This window comes from Myxococcales bacterium, from assembly GCA_016706225.1.
In the GTDB taxonomy this organism is placed as follows: domain Bacteria; phylum Myxococcota_A; class Polyangia; order Polyangiales; family Polyangiaceae; genus JADJKB01.
In genome coordinates, this window is the sequence record JADJKB010000024.1 from 515,872 (window position 1) to 538,301 (window position 22,430).

A 22,430-nucleotide genomic window follows, 5' to 3' on the forward strand; every position below is an offset into this window, starting at 1 on the left:
CATTCCGCCGGCGCGAACGGGCCACAATGTTGCGAAGAACTCTGTCCTCAGCCGTGCTCTTGTCCGCCGCCCTGACGTCACTGCCGGCGCGCGCCGCACCGACGTACGCGCGGCTCTCGTACGTCGACGCACCCGACACCAACATGACGGTGACGTGGAACACGACCGCAGCGACGACCGCCGAGGTCCACTACGGCACGAGCGCAGGCAGTTATTCGAAGGTCGTGACCGCCACCTCCAACCAAGCGACCGCCGGGTTGGGTTACATCCACGAAGCCTCAATCACGGGTCTCGCGCCCTCGACCAAGTACTATTACATCGCGGGCAGCACGAGCGACGGGTTCACCGCCGAAGCGAGCTTCGTCACGGGGCCGAGCCCCGATCCGAGCTGCGGCAGCCTCAAGTTCGCGTTCCTGGCGGACAACCGCCCGGACCCCATTTTTGGCGGAGGCGACAACTGGCCGCAGATCATGGATCAGGCTGCCAAGCACAAGCCCGCGTTCATGTTGAACGGCGGAGATCTGGTGATCGACGGGGACAAGATCGATCAGTGGCTCAAGCTGCTCGGCTGGACCACGACCGTCGCGAAGAGCATTCCTTTCATGCCGGCCATGGGCAACCACGACACCGGTCCGGGTGCCGGCGACACCGCAAACTACAACCAGATCTTCGCGCTGCCCCGCTCGACGGGGCCCAAATCCAGCGGCACCGAGGACTACTACTTCTTCACCTACGCGAACGCGATCTTCGTGGCGCTCTCTACCGAGAGCTTCAAGGGAGGCAGCATTCCCTTCGCCGATCAGGCGGCCTGGCTCGACTCGGTCCTGACGAACAACCCCAAGAAATGGAAATTCGTCTACTACCACAAGCCCAACTACACGACGGCTGCGGCGTTCTCGATTTCCCACGCGCCGAACGAGGAAAAACAGAACGCGGCGCTCATCCCCGTGTTCGACAAACACCACGTCGACGTGGTGATGACCAGCCACAACCACTGGTATGAGCGCTTCGAGCCGAGCGCTTGCTCGACGAAGGGCAACCCCGGTTCCGCCGACGCCTGTTCGGTCGGCGCCGCTAATTTCGCTGGCGGAACGGTGTACCTGGTCAGCGGAGGCGCTGGCGCGTTCACCATTCCCGCGTTCTTGTGCGGCAACACCGCCGGGCGCGCGAAGTGCCTGGGAGACCATCACTACCTGTTGGTCGACATCCAGAACGAGAAGCTGAAGCTCGAGACCTGGGGTGCGTTCCCGCAGGCGAATCAGGTCATCGACTCCATCACGATCAACAAGTCACCGGACGTCTGTGGGGCCATCCCCGACGCTGGCGTCGGCGGCGCGGCCGGCGGCGGCGGTGTGGCGGGTGGTGGCAGCGGGGGCGTGGCCGGTTCGAGTGGGAGCGCGGGAAGCGCGGGCTCGACGGGACCGGATGCTTCGGTGGGCGGTGCCGCAAGTGGCGGCGCTTCAGCGGGCGGCGCCTCGAGCGGCGGCGTCTCGGCCGGCGGTGCCGCGAGCGGTGGCAAGAAGTCGGGTGACTCGAGCGATGACGGCGGGTGCGGCTGCCGCACCGAACCCACTGCGCCGACGTCGTCAGCTCTGTGGCTGCTCTCGGGTCTGGCTCTGGCGCTCGGGCGTCGGCGTCGCGGGCGGAACGCTCAACGCGCGTAGGGTTCGCGGGCGCTCTTGCTGGGTCGCCCCGAGCGGCTCTAGAGCGCCGAACAGGTTGAACGTCGTTTGTTTTCAGCGACTTGCAATGTGTTCGGCGCTCGCGCGCGGAGCGCGCACGGCCGCAGGCCGGGGGTTTGGGGCGCAGCCCCAACGTAAAGGTCCTAGAACACGAGCAGCGCAAGCTGATCGGTGTTCTACGGAGCCGGGGTGTTCGGGTCGACTGGCAAGCTGCCGAGTAGCGCGTAGTCGATCTGTTTGACCTCACGCTTGCGGAGCTGCTCGTCCAAGCGTGCCAGCTCTTCGCTCCCCCGGGTGCGCCGGAGCGCGACCCTGTATCCCATTGGATCTCCGCGGCACGTTCCGGCGTCGTGCTGCCCCCCTTCGCTCTTGCAATAGGCGTCGAGCTCGGCTCGGGTGAGCTTGTGATCGATGTCGCGTTCGATGTCGTCTTTCAACGCATCGACGAGCGCGCCCTGAATTTTCCCGCGAACCTGGGGTTTGTCGCCGGCCTTCAGGCGCTTGCCCTCTTCCGCCAACAAGAGCTCGGGGATCAGCCGCTTTTCGATGAAGCCGCGCCGAACTTGGTCGGGTGTGTCGCCGTAGCTCCGTCGCTCGAACTCGTGCAGTCGAAGCAAGAGAAAGGCGAGCTCGCTCCGCCGCACCTCGCTCTGCCCGACGCGCACGACCACGGCGTCCACCCCGGCGTCCGCGGCGGGGTCGGCGTTGGTCGCACCGCCCAGGGTCACGACGAGCGCGCAAACCGCGACCGTCAGGGGACGCCGAAGTGCGTCCGCAGGTTTCACGCCGGCCTCGTCATCGCCGCTCGAGCCTAGGGCCAATCTCGGTAGGCGACCAGGTACCCGGCGCGCGCGGGTCGGGCGCGTACAGGCATCGGGTCTTGGCTCTTCCGGCGGGTTTTGGCGCCCTTGGGCCTCGCACGCGGGTTTTTCGCAGCCGCTGCGCTCCCGGCGAACCAGGGTCGACGCGCCCCGCCCTCGTGGTAGGCTCCGCGCCATGTTTTTCCGGCGCTCACTCATCCCCCTGATGTTCTCGGTGGCCCTCACGACGCCGCTCGCAGTCGGCGCGTTTGCGTGTGGTGGTACGCCTCCTCCGAAGGTCGCCACGGTGAAGGCCGGCGACATGCCGGAGGGCGGTGACTGGACCGGGGTCTACTACGATCAGACCAACGGTTACCTGCACATGATCAAGGAGGGCGACACCGTCAGCGGCAAGTGGCGCACGACGGCGGGTGACGCCTGGGGCGAGCTGAGCGGAAAGGTCACCGGCGATCTCCTGAAGTTCGAATGGAAGGAGCACCGCATCGGCATGGTGGGCCCGATGGCAACGCGCACCGGTCGTGGCTACTTCAAGTACTCGGTACCCAAGGCCGACGAGGCGCACCTCGTGAAGGGCGAGTGGGGTCTCAACACGGACGAGACCGGCATGAAGTGGGACGGCGTCAAACAGCTCAACCGCAAGGCAGATCCGAACTCGGTGATGCCGGACGAGCTCGAAGGGCGCGGTCAGGGCGGGGGCTGGGACGACACTCCGGGTGGCAAACCCGAGGGCGGCGGTTCGGGCGGCGGCTCGGGCGACGAAGAGAAAAAAGACGACGGCGACATGCCGCCCGCGGTCGACTGACATCGGGACTCGACATGACGGCTGAAGCGGCCTCTGGCCTCCAGTTCGAAGAACCACCAATTTTCGAGCGCGGCGCGCCCGGACGTAGCGGCGCGAGCCTGCCGGTGCTCGATGTGCCCGCGGTCGACGTCACGCGAGCACTCGGCACGCTCGCGCGCAAGACTCCGGCAGCCCTGCCCGAGGTCAGCGAGCCGGAGGCCTTCCGGCATTTCGTCCGCCTGAGTCAGTGGAACTTCTCCATCGACACCCAGTTTTATCCGCTGGGTTCGTGCACGATGAAGTTCAACCCGAAGGTCAACGAGTGGGCGGCGCGGCTCGATGGTTTTGCCAAGCTGCATCCCTGTACTCCCGACCACCTCGCGCAGGGCGCGTTCGAGCTGATGTTCCGCCTGCAGGAGCTGCTGGCGGAGATCGCGGGCATGGATGGCGTGAACCTGCAGCCGGCCGCGGGCGCGCAGGGTGAGCTCACTGGTCTGATGATGATCCGCGCGTACCACCACGCACAGGGACGCTCACCGAAGAAGGTCTTCATCCCCGACAGCGCCCACGGCACCAATCCGGCGAGCTCCACCCTGAACGGCTACGAGAGCGTGGGGTTCCCCGCCGGCAGCGCGGGCATCGTCGAGCCGGAGACCCTCGCGCGTGCGCTCGAGGGGGCAGCGGGTGAGGTGGCGGGCCTGATGCTCACCAACCCGAACACCCTCGGGCTGTACGAAACTGCGATGCCGAAGCTCACCGCGCTGGTGCACGAGCGCGGCGGCCTGGTCTACGGCGATGGCGCGAACATGAACGCCGTGCTCGGTCGGGCGCGACCGGGCGACGTCGGTGTGGACGTGATGCAGTACAACCTGCACAAGACGTTCACCACGCCGCACGGCGGAGGCGGTCCCGGCTCCGGTCCCGTCGCTTTCAAGAAGATCCTCGAGCCGTACCAGCCCACGCCGGTCATCGTGCGCCGGGGCGACGGATTTTACGTCGACCGAGATCGCCCCCAGAGCGTGGGTCGCGTGCGCTCGTTCTACGGCAACTTCGGCATGATGGTGCGCGCGTACACCTACATTCGGGAGCTCGGCGCCGAGGGGCTGAAGGGTGTGAGCGACATGGCCGTCTTGAACGCCAACTATCTGGCGGCGCGGTTGAAGGCCGTCTTGCCGCTGGCTTTCTCCACCGCTTCGCTGCACGAAGCCGTGTTCACCGATCGCGAGCTCGAGGCCGCAACGGGGGTCAAGACCCTCGACGTGGCCAAACGCCTGATCGACTACGGCTTTCATCCGCCGACGGTCTACTTCCCGTTGGTGGTGCGCGGCGCGCTGATGGTGGAACCGACCGAGACCGAGACCAAACAGACACTGGACTCGTTCGTCGACGCGCTCGAGGCCATCGTAAGCGAAGCGAAGGAGACGCCCGAGCTGGTGAAGGGTGCACCGCACACCACGCGCCATCGGCGCCTGGACGAGGCGCGCGCCGCCCGCCAGCCGCGCCTCCGCTGGACGCGCGAAGGCTCTGGGGCGTAGCGCTCACGTGCTCGTGGCGGCCAGCTCCCGCGCGAAGGGGCAGCGGGGTTCCTGCAAGATCTCGTCGAGTGTGCCGCGCTGAGTGATGCGCCCGGCCTCGAGCACCAGCACGGTCTGGCCGAGAGCGCGCGCGTCGCGCGGATCGTGGGTCACCGTCAGCGTGGGCAGTTGGAGCTTGCGGAGTGTGTCGGCGACGAGGCCTCGCACCCGGTCGCGGGCCGGGGCGTCGAGGGCTGCGAGGGGTTCATCGAGCAGGAGCGCCGCGGGGTTTCCCGCGAGCATTCGCGCGAGGGCGACCCGCTGCTTCTCCCCACCCGACAGCGTGCCGGGGCGTCGCTCCGAAAGCTCGGCGAGCTCGAACGAGTCGAGCAGGCGCGTCAGCTCCGGCTCCGTCGACCCGGTGCCGCGGGCCGACCCTGCAAACTCGAGGTTCTGCCGCACGCTGAGGTGGGGGAAGAGCGCGTAGTGCTGCGGCATGTAGCCGAGCCGCCGAGCTTCCATTGGCAGATCGATGCCCGCCTGCGAGTCGAACAACGCGCGCCCATTCAGGCTGATGCGCCCCCGCGAGGGGCGCAGCGCGCCGAGCAGAAAGGCGAGCAAGCTGGTCTTGCCGGAGCCGTTCGGGCCGATCAGGACTACCGGTCCTTCGTCGAGGTGCAGCTCCACCTCGAGCTCGAGCTTGCCGACGCGCCCGCTGAAGCTTGCTTCGAGCACGTCAGTCACCGCCTCCGCGCGCGCCGGCGAGCGTCGCGCGATCGACGACGCGCGCGGCGACGAGCAGCAAGAACGCGACCACCAACAAGAGCACGGACAGGGCCCGAGCCGCGTCGAGCTCGGTCTCGAGCGCGGCGTAGATGGCCAGGGGCAAGGTCTGGGTGCGGCCGATGTTGCTACCGGCGAACATCAGGGTCGCGCCGAACTCCCCAAGCGAGCGAGCCCAGCTCATGGCGGCGCCGGTGAGCAGCCCCGGCGCCGCGAGCGGCAACGCGATGCGAAAGAAGACCCGCGCGGGCGAAGCGCCGAACGAACGTGCGACGCGCAAGAGATCCTCGTCCAGCCGTCGGAACGCCGCCGTCCCGGAGCGCACGAAGAACGGTGCCGAGACGAACACCTGCGCGAGCACGACAGCCGCCGGAGAGAACGCGATTGAGAGGTGTTCGCCCCACAGCCCACCGAGCGCTCCGCGCCGCCCATACGCCAGCAGCAGCGCGACTCCCGCGACCGCCGGTGGCAGCACCATTGGCAGTTCGATCAGAGTCTCGATGGCCCGGGCGAGGCGGCGTTGGCTGCGTGAAAGGAGCCACGCGAGCGGCAGTCCGAGGGCGACGACGAGCGTGAGGCTGACGAAGGTGGTCAGCAGGCTGAGCCTCAGCGCGGCCGCCGCGAGTGGGTGAGCGAGGCCATGCGTCAGCTCGCCAAAGCTCATTCCGAGCGGCAGCGCCGCGAGCGGCAGCACCAGAAACACAACCAGCAGCGCCGCCCCTCCGAACACCCAGGCACTCCACACACGGCGGCTCATTCGGCGCTGCCCTCCGGCAACAGAAAACCGTGACGCGCCAGGTTGGCGCGCCCAGTCTCGTTGGCCAGCGATTGAACGAATGCTTGGGCGAGCTCGGGTTCGCGGGAGCGCCGGGTCACGGCGATGGGATAGTCCGCGCGCACACTGACGTTCTCCGGTAGCTCGAGGCGCTCGACGCTGGGTCCAGCGTTCATGGCGTCGGTGCGGTAGACGATGGCGGCGTCCGCCTCTCCGAGCACGACTTTTGCCAGGACCTGACGCACGTTGGGCTCCCGCGAAACGACCTGGGCTTCGACCCGGGCGCGGAAGTCCGCGCCGTACACGAGCTTGGCGCGGTCGAGCATCGAGAGGGCGTAGCGTCCGGCAGGCACCTCGGGTGCCGCGATCACGATGCGGCGGAGCTGCGGGAGGTCGGCCAGACTGCTGAGCTGCTGCCCGCGCGGGGTGACGACGATCAGGGTGTTGTGCGCGAAGATGTGAGATGGGCCGACGAGTCCCTGCGTGGTGAGCGCGTGCATGTGCACACGATCGGCGCAGGCCACGACGTCGGCGGGCGCTCCGTGTTCGACCTGGAGCCGCAGCTCCTGGCTCCCGGCGTAGTCGAAGTGCAGTGTGCTCTTTGGGTGGTTCGCCCCGAAGTCGCGGCCAAGCTCGTCGAAGACCTCGCGCAGGGAGCTGGCCGCAAACACCGCCAGCGCGGCTCGATTCGACTGGCAGCCCGCCCAGAGCAGCCACGGCAGCACAACGAACCGGCGCCGCGGGATGTAACGCAGGCTTGACACTACGTACTGCATACCATACTCCAGTCCGAGTGAGCCTGTTGTGTCGGCTGCGAGCGGCGCGGGAGCGAGCCGGCCTGACGCAGGTTGCGCTCGCGGAGCGAGCCCAGGTCACGCGGCAGACGTTGATCGCCATCGAAGCGGAGCGCAGCGTGCCTTCGACTGCCATCGCTCTCGCGCTGGCCGCGGCGCTCGGCTGCCGGGTGGAGGATCTGTTCGAGCTCGATCGAACCCCGGAGAGCCTGAGGGTTCGATGGGCGGAGGCGCCCGACGCAAGACCCGCTTCGACCCGCGCTCTCGTGGGTCGGGTCGGTGGGCGCTGGGTCGCCCATCCACTGCGCGCTTCGCTTGGGGAGACCTGGCTCAGCGCGGCGGATGCGGTCGTGGCGAGCGCGGACCAGGGCGCGGGTCGGGTCGAACCGTTGCTGGCGCCGGCGGAGCTCGAACGGAACTTGCTGGTGGCCGGCTGCGCTCCAGCGCTTGGTGTGCTCGCCCGGCATCTGGAGCGCGACGGAAGTCAGGTGCCGCTGCGATGGGTGCACGCGGGCAGCACACGGGCGCTCGAGCAACTCGAACGCGGCGACGTCCACATCGCGGGCACCCACCTGCTCGATGAAACGACCGGCGAGTACAACGTGGCCGCGGTGCGCCGGCGGTTCGCTCGGCGCCGCATGCTCTTGATCAACCTGGCACGCTGGGAAGCCGGACTGGTCGTCCCCGCGGGCAACCCCGGACGCATCCGCGGCGCGGCCGAGCTCGCGCGACCCGAGCTGCGCGTTGCGCAGCGCGAGGCGGGCGCAGGCGCGAGCCTGTTACTTACGTCGATGCTGCGCGCGGCGGGGATCCCGAAGCGCTCCCTGCCCACCGGTCCTCGAGCCAGAAGCCACGCCGAGGTCGCCGAGCTGGTGGCGCACGGAGTTGCAGACGTGGGCCTGTCGATCCGCAGTGCGGCGCAAGCCCTCGGGCTCGACTTCGTGCCGGTGGCCGAAGAGCGTTTTGATCTGGTGCTGTCCGCCGAGCTTGCGCGCGACCCGCGCGTCGAACGGCTGATCAACGCCCTTGGAGGCCGAGCCTTCCGCCGCGACGCAGCCGGCCTCGGCGGCCACCGCACGGATCACTCGGGTGAGGTGATGGCGGAGCTGTCGGTCGGCGCGGCGTAGCGTCGAAGTCGGCGGAGCCGTCGCCAGCTGGTTCTAGCGAGGGCTCGGGAAAACTACTTGCGGAGAGGGAGGGATTCGAACCCTCGGTACCCTTGCAGGTACACATGATTTCCAATCATGCACCTTCGGCCACTCGGTCACCTCTCCTAAGGTGGGGACTCCGGCGCACAGGCACTCCGGGGTCCGAGTCGGCGTCTCGGTTCAGGTCACTAAAAGTGGTCTGAGCGTTACGTCAACCCAGGCTGGCAGCGGAGAGAGAGGGATTCGAACCCTCGGTACCCGTCAGGGTACACCTGATTTCGAATCAGGCACCTTCGGCCACTCGGTCATCTCTCCGCGGCGGACTTTGGCAGCCGATTTTGCGCCTGTCAACGTCGGACGCGCGTCCCACAAAGTGGCATGATTCCACGGGAAACCACCGTGATCCGCCCCCGCCGAACCTACAAGAAGAGCGAGGCCAGCCGGCAACAAGTCCTCGACGCCGCCGTCCGCGCGTTGGCCGAGCGCGGCTACGCGCGCACGAGTGTCAGCGACATCGCGGAGGCGGCCGGCATGAGCAAGGGCGCGGTCCACTATCACTTTGCCAACAAGGACGACCTGATCGCGCAGGTGCTCGTGCACTGTGCCGACGTCATGCGCGAACGCGTACGCGCTGCCTGGGATGCTTCGGCCAAACCCGAGGAGAAGGTCCGCCGCGCCCTCCAGGAAATGCGGGACGCTCGCACCCAAGGTACCAGTGAGATGCGCGTGCTGGCGGAGCTGATGGCGCAGGGCATCCACGATCCCAAGCTGCGAGCCAGCCTGTCGGCGATGTTTGCGGCAAACCGAGAGGAGGTGCGTAGCCACCTCGAGCAGAGCTTTCGGGAGCTCGGGATCACTCCGCGGGTTCCCGTCCATGTCATGCCGCGGTTGGTGCTCGGTATCCTCGACGGGCTGGCGCTGCATGACTTCTTCGATCCGATGGACGAGGCCGACCACGATGTGGTGCTCTCGGCCATCGAGACCATCGCGCTGTCGTTGATTGCGGACTGAGCGAGCTGAGGTCAGCGCTCGAGCTGCCGGATGCGCGCGCTCCTCGTCGCGCGGGCACGGTCGCGCAGGGTCGGCGTGCCCCCATGCGCGTCCGTGCTCTGGCAGCGCCTGAGGGAACAAGGCGGGCTGGTCGCGACGGTTGTCGGCGCGCCCCGGGCGGGCCCCCCATTGATTCCCCGGAAGCCTGCGCCGGGCAGCAGGACCAACCTGAGCTGTCCCCATTGACACACCGCGCCATGCTGGTTAAAAACATACCAACCGGCCAGTTTGTATTGGAGGCAGCCATGTTTGACGGGATTTTCAGCGCATTCGGCCCGATTGGCTCCGCGTTCGTACTGCTCGGGCTGCTCGTGCTGATGTTCTCGGTCGCGGCGGCCGAGACCCTGCGGGTCGCCCGGCCGAGCCTGTCTCCGGGCGCCCCGACTCTCCGACTCGGCCTGCTCCGCTCCCGGATCGCCCTCTCGGGTGTGAGGGTCTTTGGCTCAGGCGTGCGCGTTGCCCGCGCCGACGCGGCGAGCGATAGTCGGCGCCGTGATGTTGCGGGGCTTGCAGTTGGGGGTGCTCGGGTTCGTCTCCTGTCTTGGTTCGGTCGCGCTCGCGCAGGTGCCGCCGCCGAACGTCGCACCGGGTAGTCCGCTGCCACCGGCAGAGGCGCCCGCCGAGGAGACAAAACCACCGGAGGGAGGAGCGCCGCCCGCTGCGCCAGGCGCTCCGGCGGAAGCAGCGCCGGGCACCGCGCCCGCTGTGCCACCGACCGGTGCGCCAGCAGCCGAGGGCGCCCCCGTTGCACCAACCGAACCTGTGCCTGCTCCCGCAGCGCCACCCGCGGAGCCGCCACCGGCTCAACCCGCGCCGATGATCATTCCGCCCGTGATGCCCGCGTTCGCGCCGGCACCCATGGACGAGGCACCCGCGGCGAAAAAATCGGTGCCGCCACCGGAGATGACCCTCGGCTTCGAGCTCGGCATCGGCATCAATGCGCGCCTCGGTGGCAGCAGTGATTTCGATGTGAATCGTGAGGAGTCAAGTGGGCTCGTGTTTGGTCCGAGCGTGTGGCTCGCGCCGAGCCGCCTCTGGTCCTTCGGTCTCGCCTACGAACGCTCGTCCCTCGGGGGCGATCGCTCCAATGGTGATCTGAACAGCATCGACGTGCGGCGCGATCTCGATGCCATCTGGTTGCGAGGTCGCGCTTATCCGTGGCGTACCGACAGCGTGGGGATCTTCGTGGGGCTCGGGCTCGGTGCTTCGTGGCAGCACGTCACCGGCACCGGCACCGCCGACACCGGTACGTCCGTGCGGCCCCCCGAGCCGTACTCCTGCAGCGGCAGCGACGGCCCTGGAATTGCCCTGGGCGGAGGCCTCGGGCTGGATGTCGACATGAGCCGCTCGTTGGCCTTTGTCACCGGGATCGACGCCGCGGCGCACCGGCAGACCGGCGGCGTCGTGGAGAGCTGTGCGCCCGGCTCGGGTTCGATCACGTCGCTGGGCGCGCGCATCGGCTTTGCGTATCGCTTCGATCTGGATGAGAGCTCCGGCAACGGCGCGCGCGCGCGGAGCCGAGGCACGAGCACGGCGCGCCGCTGAACGCGGGCGGTCGCCGCGAGGCTGCCAATCCCCGGCCGAGCTACGCGCGGTAGTTGGGTGCTTCTTCGGTGATGATCACGTCGTGCACGTGGCTCTCTTTGAGGCCGGCGCCGGTGATACGGATGAACTTGGCGTTCTTGCGCAGCTCCGCGATGGTGCGAGACCCGGTGTAACCCATGCCGGAGCGCAGTCCGCCGACCAGCTGATCGATCACGGATTTCAGCGACCCACGATGCGGCACGCGACCCTCGATGCCCTCGGGCACGAGTTTTTCGTCGGCGGTGCCGGCTTGACCGTAGCGATCTTTGCTGCCGCGCTTCATTGCACCAATGGAGCCCATGCCGCGGTAGACCTTGTAGCTTCGACCCTGATAGAGCACGAGCTCACCGGGTGACTCGTCGGTGCCGGCGAACAGCGAGCCGATCATCACGGCCGAGGCCCCGGCGGCGATGGCCTTGGTGACGTCGCCCGAGAACTTCACGCCACCATCGGCGATGACGGGGATGTCGTGTTGATCCGCGACCCGCACACAGTCCGAGATGGCGGTGATCTGCGGCACACCGATGCCGGCGATGATGCGCGTGGTGCAGATGCTGCCCGGGCCGATGCCGACCTTGATTCCGTCCACCCCGGCCTCGATCAGCGCCTCGGTGGCCTCCGCCGTCGCGATGTTGCCCGCGACCAGCTGCACACTCGGGTAGCGCTCCTTGAAATGGCGGACCGCCTCGATCACACCCCGGGTGTGGCCGTGCGCCGTGTCCACGACGACCAGATCGGCGCCCGCTTCGACCAGCAGCCCCGCGCGCTCGACACCCTCCGGTCCTGGGCCGATGGCCGCTCCGACGCGCAGGCGACCGCGTTCGTCCTTCAGCGCCGAGGGATTGCGCTCGGCCTGGAGCAAATCTTTGATCGTGATGAGCCCGACCAGCTTGCCGCCCTCGACCACCAGCAGCTTCTCGATCCGGTGTTTGTGCAGCAGCTGTCGCGCGGCGTCGTTAGTGACACCCGGGCTGACCGTGACTAGCTCGGTGGTCATCAGCGCGCTCACGGGCTGACCGAGGTTCTTCTCGAAGCGAATGTCGCGCGCGGTGAGGATGCCGACCGGGGTGTCGCCCTCGACCACGGGCACACCGGAGATGTCGTTGTCGTGCATCACCGCCAGCGCTTCGCGCAGCGACTGGGAAGGCCGCACGGTCACCGGATCGGCGATCATGCCGCTCTCGGCGCGCTTCACGCGATCGACCTCCATGGCCTGGTCGCGTGGTGGCAGGTTCTTGTGGAGGATGCCGATGCCACCCTGCCGGGCGATGGTGACGGCGGCGCGGGCCTCCGTCACCGAGTCCATGGCGGCGCTGACCAGCGGGATGTTCAGCTCGATGCCGCGGCTCACGCGGCTCTTCACGTCGACCTGCGCCGGCAGCACGTCGCTGTACGCCGGCACCAGCATGACGTCGTCGAACGTCAGGCACTCTCTGAGCTCACCGTCAAGCATGCTGCAGCATACCCCCGAGTTGGCCGAGTCGGAAGGGTGGCACGGGCCTCAAAATCCGAAGCTGACGGACGTTCTTGCTTCGACGGCAGAGGCCTGTACATTTCATGCTCTGCCTTGGAGCCACCAATGAAGCGCGTTGCCTGCGTCGTGGGTTTGTCTTTGCTCGGAGTCGCCTGCGGTGGTGCCGATCGCGAGGAGCCGCCCGAACCCGGCTCGACCCAGGGGCGGATCATCGCGGGGCAGGTGGATGACACGGACAAGGCCGCGGTGGGCCTGGCGTTCAGCGTCTTCAACGCTTACTTCTCAGGGCACTGTAGCGGGACGCTGATCGCACCGAACCTGGTGCTGACTGCACGGCACTGCGTCTCACTGAGCTTGAACCAGGTGAGCTCGGTCATCTGCGGTCAGACGACCGCGCCGGCCACCAACCCGGGCACCTGGTTCCGGGTCTCGACGTTGACCGTGCGCCCCAAGGTCGATGGCCCCGAGTTCTACAAGGGGGTCAGCGTGGTCGTGCCGCCCGACAAGGAGTTCTGCGGCAACGACATCGCGCTCATCACCCTCGAAGGCGCTGGCATCCCTGCCAGTGAGACCAAGCCGATCATTCCCCGCATCGACACGCGGCCGGAGCCCCTGGAGAAGTACACGGCGGTCGGTTTCGGTTTGACTGACCCGAACGACAAGAGCGGAAATTCGAGCGGCACGCGCATGCGGCTCGAGGGGCTCGAGGTCGTGTGTGTCGGAAACGACTGCACCGGCCCGCTCGGTCAACAGGTCACCAATACCGAGTGGATTGGCGGGGAAGGCACTTGCCCCGGGGACTCCGGCGGTCCCGCCCTCGACGACAAAGGACGCGTGATGGGGGTGCTGTCGCGCGGACCGCAGCCCTGTGGCAACGCCACCTACGGTGACGTGAGCCAGTGGAAGGATCTGATCATCGCGACGGCGCTCGAGGCGGCGAAGTCGGGTGGGTACGAGCCGCCCTTCTGGGCGACGACCGGTGTGAGCTGGCCTCCACCGGTAGAGCCGGATGCCGGCGCGCCGGACGCGGGACCCGATCCGCAAGGTCAGGCGTGCGGCAACACCGACCCGTGCCCGGGCGGGTATCTCTGCTTTGCATCAGGCGGCGGCGAGACGGGTGCTTGCGCGAAGCAGTGTGATCCGGCGGCGGACGCTTGTGGCAGCGGCCTCCGCTGTGATGACGGGCTGAAGGTCTGTGTGCCCCAAGCCAAGAAGGCGAGCGACTCGTCGGATAGCGGTGGCTGCAGTCTTGGTGGCCTCAGCGGTCCGGCGAAGCCGGTGCCGTGGATCTTCGGGGCCGCTGCCATCGCAGCGTTCTGGCTTTGGCGTCGGCGCGCGGCGGGCTGAGGCGTCGGGCTCGGGCCCTGAAACCCCGTCGCTGCGGCTATTCCGCTGAGCGAAAGCGACAAGGCGAGCCTGGTAGGGGCTCGGGCGACTCCTCGGCTCCCGCGGTTCTGCTGCGATTGTGATGGAAAACCAGGCTTCCGATGCGAGCGGCTTCGCCAAAGGCGAACGCGTTCGTGGACGGCGCTAGACTGGGGCGTCTTGGACGTTCAAGCACAGAAGAGCGGCGCCGCGGAGGAGGCGGAGGGGAGCGGGCACGCGGGTGAAGGAGAGAGCGGGCACGGGCACGGGCACGGGCACGGGCACGCGGGTGAAGGAGAGAGCGGGCACGGGCACGGGCACGGGCACGGGCACGGGCACGCGCCGACGCGTGCGCTGGGGATCGCGCTCGTGCTCACCGCGAGCTTCATGTTCGTCGAGCTCGTTGGTGGGCTGCTCAGCGGAAGCCTCGCGCTGCTCGCCGATGCAGGCCACATGCTGGCGGATGCCGGAGCGCTGGCGCTGGCACTGGCCGCGCAGCGCTGGGCGCAGCAACCCCGCACCGAGCGCTCGACCTTTGGGCTTCGGAGAGCAGAGGTGCTGGCGGCGTTCGTGAACGGCATTGCCTTGGCGGTGACCGCCCTGTGGGTGGTCAAGGAGGCTGTCGAGCGTTGGTTTGCGCCGACCGCGATCCGCGCCGAAGTCATGCTGCCCATCGCGGGCATCGGTCTTCTCGTCAATCTCGTCGTGGCCGCCGTGTTGATGCGGGCACAGCGCGAGAGCCTCAACGTTCGGGCGGCGTTCGCTCACGTGGCGACCGACGCGGTCGGTTCGGTAGCGGCGCTGATCGCCGGTGCTTGTGTGCTGTTCTTCGACATGCGGCGCGCCGACCCCGCGCTCTCGGTGTTGATCGCCGCGCTCGTTGCCTACAGCGGCTGGCGTGTGCTGCGTGAGACCACGACCATCTTGCTCGAAGCGACGCCGTCTCACCTGGACGTGCCCGCCATCGAAGCTGCGATTCGCAGCTGCCCCGGAGTGTGTGAGCTGCACGACCTGCACGTCTGGCGCATCTCGGATCGCTTCGACGCACTCACGGTGCACGTGACCCTCACGCGCGGGGCCCACGGTGTGGATGTCTGTCGCTCGGTGGCAGACAAGCTGAAGGCCGAGTTCGGGCTGCACCACGTGACGATCCAGCCCGAAGCCCCGCCGCCGGACGCGGTGGTCAGTGTGCGTTCGAGCCGCGACGGCGCGCCGATTCGCCGCACCGGTTGAGCGGCGAAAATCCGGCGATTGGACCGGCTTTCCGGGGGCCCACCTCGCGCCTTTGGCATGGTACCGTAGGCGTCCGATGCTGAAGACCGAAGAAGATCTCGAGAGGTTACTCACCAAGCTCGAACGAAACTTCCAACGCCTGGAGAACGGCACGTTCCTCGTCGCGATTGGCTCCAACCTGGCGCCGGTTGCACTCCGGCTCGCAACGCCGGTGCTGGTGGCGCAGGTGGCCATCGGTGGGGCACCCACCGGCGATCCGGCGGTCGAGGCCGCGCTGTTTCGCAAGCTCTTGCAGCTGAACGCCACCGACCTCTTGCACGCAGCCTACGCGCTGGAAGATGGTCGCATCGTGTTGGTCGCGGCGCTCGAGCTAGAAAATCTGGACTCGAACGAAATCGAGGCGGTGCTGGCGGACATGGGCATGGCCCAGTCGAAACACGTCGGCATGTTGCGCGATCTGATCAAGAAGTAGCCCCTCCGGAGCAACGACCATGGGAATTTTCGCGCGCCTCGCCCGTCTCATCAAATCCAACCTGAACGATCTGATCAGCCGCTCCGAAGATCCGGAGAAGATGCTGAATCAGATCGTCATCGACATGAATGCGCAGCTGATCGAGGCGAAGAAGCAGGTCGCCGCCTCGATTGCCGATGAAAAACGCCTGGCGAAACAGGCGGAACAAGAGGCCGCTACCGCCGCCGAGTGGGAGCGCCGCGCCATGATGGCCGTGCGCGCCGGGGACGACGCGCTGGCGAAGGAAGGCCTGGCCCGTCGCAAGGAGCACGGCGCTCTCGCCGAGCAGTACAAGCTGCAGTGGCAGAAGCAGAAGCAGTCCGTCGATCAGCTGAAGCTCGCGCTCCGGGCGCTGAACTCCAAGATCGAGGAGGCCAAGCGCAAGAAGAACCTGCTCATCGCCCGCAAGAAGCGCGCGGAGGCCCAGAAGCAGATCCAAGAGACGATGAGCGGGCTCAAGAACGCGAGCGCCTTCGAGGCGTTCGACCAGATGGAGCAGCGCATCAACCAGATCGAGGCCGAGGCCGAGGCTGGCGCCGAGATCGCCGAGGAGTACAGCGGCGACGTGCTGGCGACCAAGTTCGCCCAGCTCGAACAGACCGCGGGCGCGGACGAGGACCTCGAGGCGCTCAAGCGCAAGATGGGAGTCCTGCCACCGGAGGCGGCACCGGCGCCTCGCGAGGCGGTCCGGGTCGAGGCGAAGGCAAACGCAGAAGAGATGCCGGAGCTCGACGCCGCGGAGCAAGAGGAGCTGGCTCGCGCGCTGGCCGATCTCGAGGCCCAGGAGCAGGCGGAGCTCCGCATGAAGCGCTGAGCGAGATGGGGCTCGGGATGAAACGCGGTCGGCTCACCCTGGTCGTCTTGGCTGCCGCGCTCGTGGCACCAACCTCGCTCGCCGCAGGTCGGGCGCTGGAGGCCATCCCCATGGCCGGGACGAAAATCCGCATCGACGGTGATCTGCGCGAATGGCCCGGCAAGATGACGGACCTGTCGCAGACGCTGCAAGGGTCGTCGGACTCGGCATCGGGGCACGTCGGTTACGACGACTCGAACCTGTACGTCGCCTTCCGTGTGAATGACAGGACCCTGGTCCGTACCTCGGGCTACGGCTCGAGCGAAGATCACGCTTCGCTCGTGATCGCATTCCCCACGGGCAAGGGTGGATTCACCACCGAAGAGCTTTTGCTCTTTCAAGGTGATCCCGGCAAGAGCGCCGGCGCGGTCCGCACCAAGTCCGGCGCGGTCAGCGGCGCAACCCTGGTCGAAGCACCGACCAAGAACGGCTTCCTCTTCGAGGCCAAGATCCCGTGGAGCGCGCTGCCGGCGGCGAGCCGGGTGCGGGTCGGGCTCCGGGGCGCCCTGCGCTACACCGACTCCGACTCACCCGGTTCGGTCAAGGGTGTGATCGGCACCGGAACCGGCAGTGGCGGGCAGATGCCGGCGCTCCTGCTCGAAGGGGAGCAGGGGCTCGACACCAGCATCATCCGGGGGAAGGGGCTGCCCGCCGCCTCTCGCGTTGCGTACGGGGACGTCGCGGGGGACAAGATGATGGAGCGCGTCGCCGTGTACGGCGGCTTCCTGACCATCGTCGGCTCGCACTACCGCGGAGGGAATCAGTTCTACTTCGGTGAGCTCGGTGTGTCCGACGCCAGCATGGTGACTCGCCTCGAGGTCAGGGACTTCGATGGTGACAAGAAGGACGACATCCTGATCCAGAAGCGGCTCGGGTCGTCGACGAAGTACCGCGAGGTGCTCCAGATCCTGAAGCTAGGCTCCGACGACGCGCCGTGGGCGGCTTTTTCCCACGAGATCGCCATCGTCACCGACAAGGGCAAGATCGAAAATCAGGTGAGCATCGGCTCGAAGGGCAAGCAGACCACCATCGAGATCTCACAGGGCAAGGCCGACGGCTTCGAGCCCGACACCTACGCCGAGCTGGTCTCTGGTGACATGCCGGGCGCGCTGTTGCCTTGGGAGAGCGTCAAGAGCCGCACCTTCGCCTGGGACGGCAAACAGTTCAGCAAGATCGACGAAGGCACCCAGACCCCGAAGTCGGGCGGGAAAAAACCCAAGGGCACGAAGGCGCCGAGCGGTCCGCCGCAACCGCCCGCGCCGCGACCGCCGACCGCCGACGAGATGCTGGATCGACTGTATGCGCTCTATCGCAAGGACCGCCACGTCGGCGCCAAGGCCCCGCGCTTCGACTTCGTGACGGACGTCGCGAGCGGCAGCGAGACCGAGCGGGTGCTGGTTCACGATCGGGACATCGTGGTCTTTGGCAAGGGTTACCGGGCCGGTACCACGTATTCGTTCATCAGCATCGGTGTGGCGGATCCGAAGGACATCCTGGACGTCACGGCGCGGGATCTGACCGGCGACGGCAAGGCCGAGATCATCGTGCGAGGACTGCTTCACGCCAAGGCGAGCAAAGAGCTCGGCGGCGACGTGGTCGATCGCTACGCATTCTTCGTCTACCAGGTGACCGACGGCGGCGTGCGCCGAGTGTTTGCCGCCGAGACCGGGCGGGCGCTCAAGGACAACCGCATCGTCGGCGCGCTGGCTTTTTTGCCGGACAAGACGGGCGTGCGCATCGAGCTTCGCCCGGGGCGCGCCGTCGGCTGGACCGAGAAGAGTTATCCCTTCCCGACGGACACCACTACCGCAGGCGGGCTAGAGCCGCTGCTGTTGCCGTGGACGAGCTCGAGCGCGCGCAAATACAAGTTCGACGGCAACGGTTTTGCGCTCGAGTGAGCGTTAGAACTCGATGAACGCACCGAGGGTGAAAGCCGCCTCGGTCTGGGAGAAGTCCTGGCTCTGGTCGGAGGTGAGCTCGCTCTTGACCTCGGCCTTGCCGCCGAGCGTGGTTTCGAACATGCCGCCGACCAAGAATCCGAAATGCTCGAGGGGCTTCAGCGCCAGGAGCACCTCTCCGCCGGGGACTAGGCCGGTGTAGGTTTGTTCGAAGCTTCCGAAGGAGAGCTCGGTTCGGGCGTAGGCGATGCCCCCGCGGAGCCAGAGGCTGGTCGAGCCCGACATCGGGAGTGCGACGCCGACCCGTGCACCGAACAACATGAACGTGCCAAAATTGTCGTTGTCGGAATAACTCAGGAGGGCGCCGATCGAGACCGGCGGCGCCACGAAGTAGTGCACGCCGATGCGCGAATGAGAGCCGAACGGGCCCAGGAACGGGGTGAACAAACCAAACTGGTGGTTCGTGGTCGCGTCGCCCGATTCCGGCTTGACGCGCTGGTACGAGTAACCCCCGAGGTGCTCGAGCGACAGCACGAGCGAATCGCGACTCCCGACCGGCCCCGCTCCCTCCGCAAACGCATGCTGTGTGACGCAAAGGGTCGTCCCCGCGGCCAGAACACCGAGCCCGAGTCGGAGGAGCGGTTTCAATAGAACTCCCCCATGATGCCGGTCGTCAGACCGTAGGCGCTGTACTTGGGGTCGCCGTCACCGCCGCCCGCGATGTGGAAGTCGGCGTGGGGTCCGACCAGTATGCCGACGTGGGGGACCGGGAAGAACACCGCGTAGGCCTCGGCGCCGACGCCGAAGGTGTAGGCGCTGTTGTTCTCCGAGCTGTTGTTGCCCGTCGAATTGGTGTCTTCGTTCTTCGAAAAGGCGATCAGCGACGTCGGTCCGCCCCGAATCCAGTAGCCGAAGCGTCCTGCCTTCTCGGTGCCGCCGTAACCAATGCGAGGGCGGAGCTGGATCACGTTCGAGGTCACCTTGTTGTCGCCCAGGTCGAACTGAAAACGCGTGACTCCGAACAGCACGCCGAAGTTGAGCCCGGACGCGCTCATGCTGAACAGGCCGACGCCGCCCCAGTAGATTGGATGGAAGCCCTTGGACTCGTAGCTGCCGCCGTCGTCAGAGAACTTCTGGTTCTGGAACCCGAACAGCTTCTCGACGCTGAAGATGAACTCGTCCCGTTCACCGAAGTGGCTGCCGGGGGCGGCGCTCTGGGCGCGGGCGGGGCTCGATGACAGCGCAACGGCCAGCGCAATTGCGCCGCCCACCGCGATGCCGTGCGCCCGACCCATCACCGTCAATGGAGCACGGCCACCCCAGCGGCGTCAAATGCGACCGCGCGGGGGCGGCCGTTCTGCCGCGGGTTTTGTCGGTGGGCTCAGGAAGAAGGCTGGGCCGTCGTGCGCCGGACCGGAATGATCTGCACCCGTCGGCTCGCGCCTTCGCCGTCACTCTTGGTCACGACGCCCTCGAACTTGGCGAGCGCCAGATGCACCACGCGGCGGTCGCGGGGGTTCATCGGTTCGAAGGTGATGATCTTGCCTTGTTCGACGGCCTGTTTGCCCAGGCGGCGCGCCATGCTCGCCAGCGAGTTATCGCGACGGTTGCGGTAGCCCTCTGCGTCCACCAGCACGTGGCGTTTGTCGAGCCCCGAGCGGTTGACGACGCGGTGGGTGATGAACTGTAGCGCCATCAGCACCTGGCCCTTCTTGCCGATGATACGACCGGCGTCGGGGCCGGAGATCTCGATCAAGATCTCCGGGCTCTCGTCGTCGTCCTTGGGACGGCGCAGGCGCACCCGGCAATCCATCTCCATCTCTTTTACGACGTCCGCGACGAACTCGAGCGCGTTCATCGCACGCTCGTCGTCCTCCGGAATGAAATCCGGCTCATCGTCACGCGGCGCGCTGCCGTCCTCGTCGGACGCCTCCGCTCCGTTGCCGTCTTGTTCTTCCGCCCACTCTTGGTCGAGCTCCTGGTCCGACTCGCTCATTTGTCTGGCCTTTCCCTAGCAGAGGGTGGCGATGGGCTGGCCCGCGTACGGGCTCAGCTGCTCGCCCCCTCCTTGATCTTCACGCCGATTTCACGGCTTTTTTTTTCCGCTTCGCTCTTCTCGGTCTGACGACGCACGTACCGCTCGACCACCTGCTGCTGGGCGATGGTCAAGAGCCCGTTCGTGAACATGTAGACGCCCAACCCGGCGGGTAAGAACAGCATGAACACGGTGAACATTGCCGGCATGAAATACAGCATCATCTTCTGCTGCATCGGATCACCCTGCATGGGCATGATCTTCTGCTGAGCGAAGTTGGTCGCTCCGATGATGAACGGCAGGATGAAGAACCGATCCGGTTGAGACAGGTCTGGGAACCAAAGGAAGGGGATGTTGTACAGCTCGACCGCGGTCTGCAGCGTCGTGTAGAGCGCGAACCAGACGGGCATGCTGGCGAGCTGAGGCAGACAGCCCTTCAGCGGATTCACGTTGTGCTTCCGCCACAGCTCCATCTGAGCCAAGCCCTTGGCTTGCGCGTCGTCCTTGAACTTCTCCGTGATCGCGTCGAGCTCCGGCTTGAGCTCGCGCATCTTGATCATGCTCTTGATGCTGGGCACGGCCAGCGGGAACAAGAGCACGCGCGCGGTGATTGTCAGGATGATGATCGCGAGACCCCAGTTCGGGAGCACCGAGTGCACCTTGAGCAGGAACCCGACCAGCACCTTGGCGATGACGCTGAAGAAACCCAGATCGATCAGCTCGGTGAAATCGTGTTTTTCCCCGCCCACGCCGGCCAGGAGATCGCGCTCTTTCGGGCCGATGTAGCTGAGCACCGAGTAGCTGGCGCTCTCCTTCGGTTCGAGCTCGACCACGGGGTACGCCAGCCGTGCCCGGTACATCGAGCCGCCGGCCTTGTCGGCGCTCTTCGACTTGAAGTGGGCGCTGTCCCAGCGGTCCTCGATCTGCAGCTGGCAGGTGGGTTTTGCTCCCCCTGGCGCCGTCAGCGGCGCAATGGCGTGGGAAAAATACGCGTTCGAGACCGCGGCATACGCCGGCGCTTGTTTGATCTCGGACCAATCCCCCGCGTTCAGCGGGCCGCTGAATGCCTCGCCCTTGAACTGATCCGGTTCGAAATCTGGAGGGCGCAGGCGGGTGGCCTTGTTGCCGTCGGATATGCACTCGACGTGGGTCAAGAACGGGCTGACCCGGAACATGCCACCCTCCACTTCGTGGGTGGTGCGCCAGGCGTCCGAGTGCACCGTGAGGGCGTGTTTCAGCTTCTTGTCGGAGAGATTGGTGAGTGTCGCTTCCGCCTCGAGCTCGTACGGGCGGCCCGTGGCTCGCACGACCCGGCGCACCTCGACCTTGGCGTCGCGGTAGACGAACTCGCAGCTCTTGGGCTCGGCTTTGACCAGCTCGTAGTCGACCTCGTCGAAGTCGATCTGCCAGTCGTCCGCCGGTTGGAAGCGCTCGTTCCTGAAGTGGAAACGCAGCTGGCGGCGCAGCTCCACGTCGGGCGTGGTCGAGAGATCGATCGCCTTGCCCTTGGGCTGGTACTTGGCGGTCCCGAGATAGAAGTGTTTGAGCGAGGCACCCTGGGTGCTGATCTGCGCGTGAAACCGCTCACCCCAGAGATCACACAGCTGCTCGGGCTTGCGCTCGGCCGGGACCGCGGTGCCATCGAACTTCAGCGGCTGATGCTCGGCGGATTTTTCGCCGAGGAGCTTCGGCAAAAAGGTGACCGCCAAGAGCACGGTGAGCCCGATGAAGAGCCACCGCACGATTCCGCTTCGTTCCATGTCTTGCTCGAGAGTCGAGGAGAGGTCTTCGTGAGTTCAGGCGGAGTCGGTCGCTCGATCGCGCCCGCTCTCGGTGCCGCTTCCGGGGGGCTCGGCGGAGGGGGTTCCGCATCGGGGTGGCCCTCCGGGAGTGGCGGCGGATCGTATCCACCCGGATGAAACGGATGGCAACGGGAAAGGCGCCGGATCGTCAGCCAGCTGCCCTTTAGCGCCCCGTGGAGCTCGATGCAGCGCAGGCCATAGCGGGAGCAAGACGGGTGAAAACGGCACACGTTGCCCAGGAACGGCGACAGAAGCCGCTGGTACAGCCGGATCAGCAGGATCAGGAACCGGGCGACCATGGCGTCGGAGTCTGCGCCTTTTGCCGGC

22 protein-coding genes and 2 tRNA genes are annotated in these 22,430 nt (G+C 66.9%); 12 read left to right on the forward strand and 12 right to left on the reverse strand.

Annotation, left to right across the window (positions count from 1 at the left end):
* The first annotated feature begins 26 nt into the window (after window positions 1-26).
* Window positions 27-1,664: a metallophosphoesterase family protein gene (locus IPI67_38150; protein MBK7585997.1), complete on the forward strand. Its 1,638-nt coding sequence runs from the start codon at window positions 27-29 to the stop codon at window positions 1,662-1,664.
* A gap of 194 nt (window positions 1,665-1,858) precedes the next feature.
* On the opposite strand, the gene IPI67_38155 is transcribed toward IPI67_38150, so the two are convergent.
* The gene (locus IPI67_38155) at window positions 1,859-2,467 is read right to left on the reverse strand and encodes a hypothetical protein (protein MBK7585998.1); all 609 of its coding nucleotides are present in this window, start codon (window positions 2,465-2,467) and stop codon (window positions 1,859-1,861) included.
* Window positions 2,468-2,678: 211 nt separating this feature from the next.
* Between IPI67_38155 and IPI67_38160 the strand changes: the two genes are divergently transcribed.
* Window positions 2,679-3,305 carry a hypothetical protein gene (locus IPI67_38160; GenBank protein ID MBK7585999.1) on the forward strand — a complete coding sequence of 209 codons (627 nt, stop codon included), beginning with the start codon at window positions 2,679-2,681 and terminating at the stop codon, window positions 3,303-3,305.
* Window positions 3,306-3,319: 14 nt separating this feature from the next.
* Window positions 3,320-4,819 carry an aminomethyl-transferring glycine dehydrogenase subunit GcvPB gene (gene gcvPB, locus IPI67_38165; protein ID MBK7586000.1) on the forward strand — a complete coding sequence of 500 codons (1,500 nt, stop codon included), beginning with the start codon at window positions 3,320-3,322 and terminating at the stop codon, window positions 4,817-4,819.
* A 3-nt stretch (window positions 4,820-4,822) separates the two neighbouring features.
* Here gcvPB and IPI67_38170 read toward each other — a convergent pair whose 3' ends face one another.
* From IPI67_38170 to modA, 3 genes are read right to left on the reverse strand one after another with little or no spacing between them, the layout of a single operon-like run.
* Window positions 4,823-5,533 carry an ATP-binding cassette domain-containing protein gene (locus IPI67_38170; GenBank protein ID MBK7586001.1) on the reverse strand — a complete coding sequence of 237 codons (711 nt, stop codon included), beginning with the start codon at window positions 5,531-5,533 and terminating at the stop codon, window positions 4,823-4,825.
* 1 nt (window position 5,534) lies between these two features.
* A complete protein-coding gene (gene modB / locus IPI67_38175) occupies window positions 5,535-6,338 on the reverse strand; it encodes a molybdate ABC transporter permease subunit (GenBank protein ID MBK7586002.1) in 804 nt (267 codons plus the stop codon).
* Window positions 6,335-7,132, reverse strand: coding sequence for a molybdate ABC transporter substrate-binding protein (modA, locus tag IPI67_38180; GenBank protein MBK7586003.1), 798 nt, complete (start codon window positions 7,130-7,132; stop codon window positions 6,335-6,337). The genes modB and modA overlap by 4 nt, the downstream gene beginning before the upstream one ends.
* 17 nt (window positions 7,133-7,149) lie before the next feature.
* Between modA and IPI67_38185 the strand changes: the two genes are divergently transcribed.
* A complete protein-coding gene (locus tag IPI67_38185) occupies window positions 7,150-8,277 on the forward strand; it encodes a helix-turn-helix domain-containing protein (GenBank protein ID MBK7586004.1) in 1,128 nt (375 codons plus the stop codon).
* Window positions 8,278-8,337: 60 nt separating this feature from the next.
* Here the strand turns inward: IPI67_38185 and IPI67_38190 are convergent.
* Together IPI67_38190 and IPI67_38195 are read right to left on the reverse strand one after the other, a co-directional pair.
* Window positions 8,338-8,424: transfer RNA gene (locus IPI67_38190), tRNA-Ser, on the reverse strand.
* A 102-nt stretch (window positions 8,425-8,526) separates the two neighbouring features.
* A tRNA-Ser gene (locus tag IPI67_38195) sits at window positions 8,527-8,613 on the reverse strand.
* 84 nt (window positions 8,614-8,697) lie between these two features.
* On the opposite strand from IPI67_38195, the gene IPI67_38200 reads away from it, so the two are divergent.
* The 3 genes from IPI67_38200 to IPI67_38210 all read left to right on the forward strand — a co-directional run bounded on the left by IPI67_38200 (window position 8,698) and on the right by IPI67_38210 (window position 10,893).
* Entirely contained in the window at window positions 8,698-9,309 is a 612-nt protein-coding gene (locus IPI67_38200) for a TetR/AcrR family transcriptional regulator (protein ID MBK7586005.1), read from the forward strand.
* A gap of 284 nt (window positions 9,310-9,593) precedes the next feature.
* Window positions 9,594-9,941, forward strand: coding sequence for a hypothetical protein (locus IPI67_38205; GenBank protein ID MBK7586006.1), 348 nt, complete (start codon window positions 9,594-9,596; stop codon window positions 9,939-9,941).
* Between the two features lie 223 nt (window positions 9,942-10,164).
* Window positions 10,165-10,893, forward strand: a complete 729-nt coding sequence (locus tag IPI67_38210) for a hypothetical protein (protein MBK7586007.1) — start codon at window positions 10,165-10,167, stop codon at window positions 10,891-10,893.
* Window positions 10,894-10,933: 40 nt separating this feature from the next.
* Here IPI67_38210 and guaB read toward each other — a convergent pair whose 3' ends face one another.
* Window positions 10,934-12,385 (reverse strand): IMP dehydrogenase, encoded by a 1,452-nt coding sequence (gene guaB, locus IPI67_38215; GenBank protein ID MBK7586008.1) that lies wholly within the window; start codon window positions 12,383-12,385, stop codon window positions 10,934-10,936.
* Window positions 12,386-12,511: 126 nt separating this feature from the next.
* Here guaB and IPI67_38220 point away from each other — a divergent pair, with 126 nt between their 5' ends.
* The 5 genes from IPI67_38220 (at window position 12,512) to IPI67_38240 (ending at window position 18,266) form a co-directional block, all read left to right on the forward strand.
* Window positions 12,512-13,753: a trypsin-like serine protease gene (locus IPI67_38220; GenBank protein ID MBK7586009.1), complete on the forward strand. Its 1,242-nt coding sequence runs from the start codon at window positions 12,512-12,514 to the stop codon at window positions 13,751-13,753.
* Between the two features lie 198 nt (window positions 13,754-13,951).
* Complete coding sequence (locus tag IPI67_38225; protein MBK7586010.1) at window positions 13,952-15,004, forward strand: cation transporter; 1,053 nt, start codon at window positions 13,952-13,954, stop codon at window positions 15,002-15,004.
* 76 nt (window positions 15,005-15,080) lie between these two features.
* A complete protein-coding gene (locus tag IPI67_38230) occupies window positions 15,081-15,476 on the forward strand; it encodes a CesT family type III secretion system chaperone (GenBank protein MBK7586011.1) in 396 nt (131 codons plus the stop codon).
* A 19-nt stretch (window positions 15,477-15,495) separates the two neighbouring features.
* Window positions 15,496-16,329: a PspA/IM30 family protein gene (locus tag IPI67_38235; protein MBK7586012.1), complete on the forward strand. Its 834-nt coding sequence runs from the start codon at window positions 15,496-15,498 to the stop codon at window positions 16,327-16,329.
* A 17-nt stretch (window positions 16,330-16,346) separates the two neighbouring features.
* A complete protein-coding gene (locus IPI67_38240; protein MBK7586013.1) occupies window positions 16,347-18,266 on the forward strand; it encodes a hypothetical protein in 1,920 nt (639 codons plus the stop codon).
* Window positions 18,267-18,269: 3 nt separating this feature from the next.
* Here IPI67_38240 and IPI67_38245 read toward each other — a convergent pair whose 3' ends face one another.
* The 5 genes from IPI67_38245 to yidD all read right to left on the reverse strand — a co-directional run bounded on the left by IPI67_38245 (window position 18,270) and on the right by yidD (window position 22,402).
* Window positions 18,270-18,914, reverse strand: coding sequence for a hypothetical protein (locus IPI67_38245; GenBank protein ID MBK7586014.1), 645 nt, complete (start codon window positions 18,912-18,914; stop codon window positions 18,270-18,272).
* A complete protein-coding gene (locus IPI67_38250) occupies window positions 18,911-19,561 on the reverse strand; it encodes a hypothetical protein (GenBank protein ID MBK7586015.1) in 651 nt (216 codons plus the stop codon). The genes IPI67_38245 and IPI67_38250 overlap by 4 nt, the downstream gene beginning before the upstream one ends.
* Before the next feature lie 86 nt (window positions 19,562-19,647).
* Window positions 19,648-20,262, reverse strand: coding sequence for a KH domain-containing protein (locus tag IPI67_38255; protein MBK7586016.1), 615 nt, complete (start codon window positions 20,260-20,262; stop codon window positions 19,648-19,650).
* A gap of 53 nt (window positions 20,263-20,315) precedes the next feature.
* Entirely contained in the window at window positions 20,316-22,061 is a 1,746-nt protein-coding gene (gene yidC, locus IPI67_38260) for a membrane protein insertase YidC (protein MBK7586017.1), read from the reverse strand.
* Window positions 21,950-22,402 (reverse strand): membrane protein insertion efficiency factor YidD, encoded by a 453-nt coding sequence (gene yidD, locus IPI67_38265; protein ID MBK7586018.1) that lies wholly within the window; start codon window positions 22,400-22,402, stop codon window positions 21,950-21,952. The genes yidC and yidD overlap by 112 nt, the downstream gene beginning before the upstream one ends.
* Window positions 22,403-22,430 lie beyond the last annotated feature (28 nt).